7 protein-coding genes are annotated in these 5,122 nt (G+C 70.9%); 3 read left to right on the forward strand and 4 right to left on the reverse strand.

What is annotated here, in order from left to right; translation table 11 throughout:
* Positions 1-137: 137 nt before the first annotated feature.
* Positions 138-770: a zinc-binding dehydrogenase gene (locus E1295_RS46945; RefSeq protein WP_246081240.1), complete on the forward strand. Its 633-nt coding sequence runs from the start codon at positions 138-140 to the stop codon at positions 768-770.
* A gap of 1 nt (position 771) precedes the next feature.
* Here E1295_RS46945 and E1295_RS46950 read toward each other — a convergent pair whose 3' ends face one another.
* The 3 genes from E1295_RS46950 to E1295_RS46960 are packed head-to-tail and all read right to left on the reverse strand — an operon-like array spanning position 772 to position 2,968.
* The gene (locus tag E1295_RS46950; RefSeq protein WP_132641709.1) at positions 772-1,695 is read right to left on the reverse strand and encodes an aminoglycoside phosphotransferase family protein; all 924 of its coding nucleotides are present in this window, start codon (positions 1,693-1,695) and stop codon (positions 772-774) included.
* 4 nt (positions 1,696-1,699) lie between these two features.
* Positions 1,700-2,578 (reverse strand): 1,4-dihydroxy-2-naphthoyl-CoA synthase, encoded by an 879-nt coding sequence (locus E1295_RS46955; RefSeq protein ID WP_132641711.1) that lies wholly within the window; start codon positions 2,576-2,578, stop codon positions 1,700-1,702.
* A 57-nt stretch (positions 2,579-2,635) separates the two neighbouring features.
* Positions 2,636-2,968, reverse strand: a complete 333-nt coding sequence (locus E1295_RS46960; protein ID WP_132641713.1) for an ArsR/SmtB family transcription factor — start codon at positions 2,966-2,968, stop codon at positions 2,636-2,638.
* A gap of 87 nt (positions 2,969-3,055) precedes the next feature.
* On the opposite strand from E1295_RS46960, the gene E1295_RS46965 reads away from it, so the two are divergent.
* A complete protein-coding gene (locus E1295_RS46965; protein ID WP_132641715.1) occupies positions 3,056-3,220 on the forward strand; it encodes a DUF3073 family protein in 165 nt (54 codons plus the stop codon).
* Here the strand turns inward: E1295_RS46965 and E1295_RS46970 are convergent.
* Positions 3,183-4,463 carry a cytochrome P450 gene (locus E1295_RS46970; protein ID WP_132641717.1) on the reverse strand — a complete coding sequence of 427 codons (1,281 nt, stop codon included), beginning with the start codon at positions 4,461-4,463 and terminating at the stop codon, positions 3,183-3,185. The two genes, E1295_RS46965 and E1295_RS46970, sit on opposite strands and share 38 nt — an antisense overlap.
* Positions 4,464-4,528: 65 nt before the next feature.
* Here E1295_RS46970 and E1295_RS46975 point away from each other — a divergent pair.
* The coding region (locus tag E1295_RS46975) for a TetR/AcrR family transcriptional regulator (RefSeq protein ID WP_166427775.1) at positions 4,529-5,122 on the forward strand (594 nt) is incomplete at its 3' end.

Consider the following 5,122-nt stretch of genomic DNA (forward strand, 5'->3'; position numbering starts at 1 on the left):
CTCCGACGCCCCGGTGACAGCGAGCACCACTTCGAAACCCCGGCCGACAGATCCAAGCCAAGACACCATGGTCTGTTCTCGCGCGAGTCAAGCCAGGGCTCGAAGCGGCACACCACCATCCTCACAGGTTCTCGCGGTTGCACGCCTACGCCGAGTACGTCGTGGTGCCGGCCACCGACGTGGCACCCAAACCCGCGAAGGTGCCCTGGGAGGTGGCCGGCGGGATGACCGCGGGGGTGCAGACCGCCGAGCTCGCCCTCGACGGCCTGCGCGTCGCGGCGGGCGAGACGCTGCTCGTGCACGGCGCGGCCGGATCGGTGGGCACCGCGGCCGTGCAGATCGCCAGGAGGCGCGGAGCCACCGTGATCGGCACCGCCCGCGAGGTCAACCACGACCACCTGCGCGCACTCGGCGCCGTCCCGGTCACCTACGGGGAGGGGCTGGCCGATAGGGTGCGCGAGCTCGCGCCCGGCGGGATCGACGCCGCCCTCGACGGGGCGGGAGGTCACGCGCTTGAGGTGTCGATCGAGCTGGTCGGGGAGCGCAGCCGCATCGTCACGCTGGTCGAGCACGGCAAGGCCGCCGAGCTGGGCGTCCAGGTCGTCCAGGGGCAGCGCACGGCGGAACGGCTCGGGCGCTACGCCGCGCTGTACGCCGCGGGCGAGTTCGTGTTCCCGGTGCGGCGGGCGTACCGGCTGGAGGAGGCCGCGGACGCGCACCGGGAGATCGAGACCGGCCACGGCCGGGGGAAGATCGTGCTGACCCTGTGAGTCACTGCCGGTGCCGCACGGCCTCGGCCACCGCGAGCTGGATGCGCATCCACTCGCTGTCGGCGTGGGTGCCGTCCTCGACCTCCCAGAGCATGTTCTGCAGCGCCCGGCCCAGCGTCCAGCCCGCCGCCCGCCGGGGGTCGAGCCCGAGCCGGTCGACCATCAGGTCGAAGCGCCTGAGCACCGCCCGGGTCACCTCGCCCGTCGCGACCACGTCGTCCCAGCGGTTGTCCAGGGCGGGCATGAGGTCGAAGCCGGGGTCGCCGGCCAGCGGCTTGGGGTCGATGCTCAGCCACGGCTCCCGCCCGGCCGCCAGCACGTTGTCGTAGTGCAGGTCCCAGTGCAGCAGCCGGTCGCCGGGCTCGTGGACGAGTTCGGCGACCGCCGAGGCGCACCACGTCATCCAGTGGCGGTGGTGCTCGTCCGCCAGCCGCGGGAGCGCCTTGTCCACGTCGTCGAGCATGGCCTGCGCGATGTCGCCCAGCCGGCGCATCCCCGCGGGGGCGGGATGGGCCACCAGGCGGGCCAGCAGGTCGGCGAGGATGCCCATCGCCTCCATGTCGTCCGGCACGCTGGACAGCGACCGGTCGGCTGACAGCCGTTCGAGCAGCATGGTGCCGGTCGCCGGGTCCGACTCGAGCAGCAGCACCGAGGCGTCACCCGCCCACGCGGCCAGCCCCATGGCCTCCGTGGCGTTCTCGTCGGTCACGGGCTGCAGCTTGAGCGCCGCCTCGGTGCCGTCGTCGCGGACGACGGGCAGCACCAGCGAGACGACGCCGTGGCGGGGCTCGCCGTCGAGCCGCAGCCCCCACTCCTCCAGGTAACGCTCGGCGAGCGCGGGCAGCCCCGCCGACCAGGCGCGTCCGGCCTCTCCGTCCCACTTCACGTGCGAGGCGGTCAGCGCCTCCGGGACCGTGATCCGCATCGGCTCAGAAGTGCCAGGGGAACGGCGACCAGTCGGGCTCGCGCTTCTGCAGGAACGAGTCGCGCCCCTCGGCCGCCTCGTCCGTCATGTACGCCAGCCGCGTGGCCTCGCCCGCGAACACCTGCTGCCCCACCATGCCGTCGTCGATCGCGTTGAAGGCGAACTTGAGCATGCGCTGCGCCGTCGGCGACTTGCCGTTGATCTTCCGGCCCCACTCCAGGGCCGTGGCCTCCAGCTCGTCGTGCGGGACCACGGCGTTGACCATGCCCATGCGGTGGGCGTCGGCCGCGGTGTAGGTGTCGCCGAGGAAGAAGATCTCGCGAGCGAACTTCTGGCCCACCTGCCGGGCCAGGTAGGCCGAGCCGAAACCGCCGTCGAAGCTCGCCACGTCGGCGTCGGTCTGCTTGAACCGGGCGTGTTCCGCGCTGGCCAGTGTGAGATCGGCCACAACGTGCAGGCTGTGGCCGCCGCCCGCGGCCCAGCCGGGCACCACGCAGATCACGACCTTGGGCATGAAGCGGATCAGCCGCTGCACCTCAAGGATGTGCAGGCGGCCGGTGGCCGGCGTGCCGTCGGCGTACTGGTAGCCGTCCTTGCCCCTGATGCGCTGGTCGCCGCCCGAGCAGAAGGCCCAGCCGCCGTCCTTGGGCGACGGGCCGTTGCCGGTGAGCAGCACGCATCCGACGTCGGTGGTCTGCCGCGCGTGATCGAGGGCGCGGTAGAGCTCGTCGACCGTCTGCGGGCGGAAGGCGTTGCGCACCTCGGGCCGGTCGAACGCGATGCGCACCGTGCCCTGGTCGACCGCCCGGTGGTAGGTGATGTCGGTGAACTCGAATCCCTCGACCGCCTGCCACGCCTTGGGATCGAACAGCTCGGAGACCATGCCCGGCAGCCTAGCCGATCCGTCCTTTCCGCCCGCATTGTCGATCTGGAGCGCCGGTTAGGTGACCTCGGCTCTCAGCTCCGCGAGGAGCTCGCCCTGGTCGGCCAGCATGTCGGTGAGGATGCGCCGGGCGGTGCCGAGCAGGGTGGCGAGCTCTGGCGTGGCCAGTGTGTAGACCACCGTGCTGCCTTCGCGGATGGCGCTCACGATTCCTGCCCGGCGCAGGACCGCGAGCTGTTGTGAGAGGCTCGATGCCTCGATGTCGATCTGGGCCAGCAGGTCCCTGACGGGAAGTGGCCCTTCCTGGAGCAGCTCCAACACTCGGATGCGAGCGGGGTGGCCGAGCGTTCGGAAGAAGTCGGCCTTGGCCTGATAGACCTCCACGTGCATGTTGCCAGACTAATCGAGTTCAGTTGCATAATTCTTCAAGTCGTAACGTTGTTGGATAGCATGACAGCGGGGACGAGGGGAGTAGCCATGGGCCGAGGAAGAGCCAAGGCGAAGCAGACGAAGGTTGCTCGCCAGCTGAAGTACACCAACCATCACATCGACTACGACCGGCTCCGCGAGGAGCTGGGTGCCGACCCGCGACGCGAGGACTCTCCTACTCAGTCCGAGCAGGAGTCCGAGCGCGGGCGATGACGCGAGTCAGCCGCGCGGGCGCGAGCGTCACGTTCGCCAGCCGCCTGGCCTCCGGCGCCTGATCGGGCGCCGCGAGTTCCAGGCGGCCCAGCACCTCCCGGATGATGACGCGCATCTCCAGGAGCGCCAGTTGCGCTCCGACGCAGAAGCGCCGCCCGCCGCCGAAGGGCATCCAGCCCCTGTTCTGGTGCCCCGCCAGGAACCGCTCCGGGCGAAACCGCTCGGGCTCGTCGAAGGCGGCGGGATCGCGGTGCACGAGCGGAATGTACGGCCCCGCGTACCATCCGGCCGGGATCTCGTAGCCGCCCAGCCGGAGCGGTGAGCCGAGCAGCCGCGGCGCCTCATAGACGACCGGCCGGACGCGCAGCACCTCCTTGACCACCGCGTCGAGGTAGGGTTCGTCGTCCGGCAGGCGTTCCAGCACCTCGGGCATCCGCAGCATCCGCTCGAACGCCCAGGCCAGGCCCGTCGCGGTCGTCTCGTGGCCGGCGATCAGCAGGGTGATCAGCTCGTCGCGGATCTCCTGGTCGTCCAGCCCGGTGCCGAGCAGCCGGCCGAGCACGTCGGTGCCGCCGGTCGTGCCGCGCCTGCGGCGGATCTCGTCGAACAGGATCGTGTCCACGGCCGTGCGCAGTTTCAGGAATCTCGCGTACGGCGTGATCGGCACCCGTGCGGCGGGGCCGCGCATCCGGTTGGGCAGCATCGCCACCTGCATGGACCCGCCGGTCGCGATCAGCGCGGGCAGCAGCGCCCGCAGTCTGCCGACGCGCCCGGCGTCGCTGATCCCGAAGACCAGCCGGATGATGATCTCCAGCGTGATCTCCTGCATGCGGTCGCGCAGCGCGAAGGGCCTGCCCAGCGGCCACGTCGCGATCTTCTCCGCCGCGATCGCGGCGATGTCGTCGTGGTAGCCGGCGACCTGCCTGGCGCGCAGCGGCGGGTTGAGCGTCTTGCGGTGCCGCCACCACGGCTCGCCGTCGAGCGTGAGCACGGAGTGCGCGCCGACCAGGTGCTGGAGGAAGTCGCGCCGCGCCGCGCCGGCCTGCCCGCCGTCCTGGTCGGTCCGGTAGACCTGCTCGGCCAGCTCCGCGGTGGTCACGTAGACCTCCGGGGGGAAGCCGGCGTACCGGACGGTGAAGATCGGGCCGTACCTGCGGTGGTAGGCCTCGAACGCGCTCGGCGCCGCGGCCATGAACCGTGCGGTCTGCATCAGCGCGGGCAGTTTCGGTCCCGGTGGGAGCATCGTTCGCCTCCAAGTAGATGTACGTACGTCATATACGCTTGTATATATTGGATACCATGAACGACGTGGCGCGAACAGAGGCCGGTGGATACCGGGAGAGACTGCTGGCGGGAGCCGTGAGCTGCCTGCAGGAGAAGGGCTACGCCCGCACGACCGCACGCGACCTGGTCGCCGCGTCAGGCACCAACCTGGCCTCCATCGGCTACCACTTCGGCGGCAAGGACGCGCTGCTCAACGAGGCCATCGCGGAGATCTTCGAGCAGTGGACACAGCGGGTCGAGAGGTCGCTGTTCGGGGCGGAGCTCGGCGCCGGCCGCGACATGCTCGAACGCGCCATGAGAGAGCTGATCGACGTTTTCGACGAGCTCCGGCCGCAGCTGGTGCTCCTCGTCGAGGGCTACCCGGCGGCGCTGCGCGAGCCCGTGCTGCGGGACAAACTGGCCCAGGCTTATGCGCGGGCCCGCACCGCCGGGACCGGCATGATGCGCAGGGCCGCCGCCGAGCTCGGGGTCGAGCTGCCGATGGACCCCGAGGTGTTCGTGTCGGTGGTGGTGGCGATCGCGGACGGGCTGATGCTCCAGTGGCTGCTCGACCCCTCGGCCACCCCTGACGCCCACCAGGTCGTCGAGGCCCTCGCCGCCATCTCCGTCCTCGTCACC

Origin of the sequence: Nonomuraea mesophila (assembly GCF_004352805.1) — a bacterium.
In the GTDB taxonomy this organism is placed as follows: domain Bacteria; phylum Actinomycetota; class Actinomycetes; order Streptosporangiales; family Streptosporangiaceae; genus Nonomuraea; species Nonomuraea longispora.